This is a genomic window from Streptomyces beijiangensis (assembly GCF_017315755.1).
Taxonomy (GTDB): Bacteria; Actinomycetota; Actinomycetes; order Streptomycetales; family Streptomycetaceae; genus Streptomyces; species Streptomyces beijiangensis.
This window is the reverse complement of record NZ_JAFLRJ010001312.1, coordinates 1-518: the sequence shown is the minus strand read 5'-3', so window position 1 is coordinate 518 and position 518 is coordinate 1. Positions and strand designations below refer to the sequence as shown.

The window sequence follows — 518 nt, the reverse complement described above, 5'->3', positions numbered from 1 at the left end:
TCTCGTGGGCTCGGCCGTGCTCTTCGGGCCAGGGCCCTGGTACGCGCAGGAGAACCTCGGCATCCTCGCCTGGACCGGGCTGGCGGCGGCGGCCGGGGAGGCCGTGCGCAGTCGCCGCGCCTTCATCGACGCCATGCGCGAGCGGGCCGAGCGCGCCGAGCGCACCCGCGAGGAGGAGGCCAGGCGCAGGGTCGCAGGGGAGCGAATGCGCATCGCCCGCGCGCTGCACGACGTCGTCGCGCACCACATCGCCCTCGTCAACGTCCAGGCGGGCGTCGCGTCGCGCGTCATGGACCAGCGCCCCGACCAGGCCAAACAGGCGCTCGCGCATGTACGGGAGGCGAGCAGGCACGCGCTGGACGAGTTGCAGACGACGGTCGGGCTGCTGCGCCAGTCGGGCGAGAGCACGGCTCCGACCGAGCCCGCGCCCGGTCTTGAGGTGCTGGACGAGCTGGTGGAGGGCTTCGTACGGGCCGGGCTCACCGTCGACGTCGAGGGCGAGCCGCGCGAGGTGGGGC

1 protein-coding gene is annotated in these 518 nt (G+C 74.7%); it reads left to right on the top strand.

Annotated elements, in window-relative coordinates; genetic code table 11:
- Nucleotides 1-518 (top strand): histidine kinase dimerization/phosphoacceptor domain-containing protein (locus J0695_RS41625; protein WP_206970012.1); only part of this gene is annotated, 518 nt, incomplete at both ends.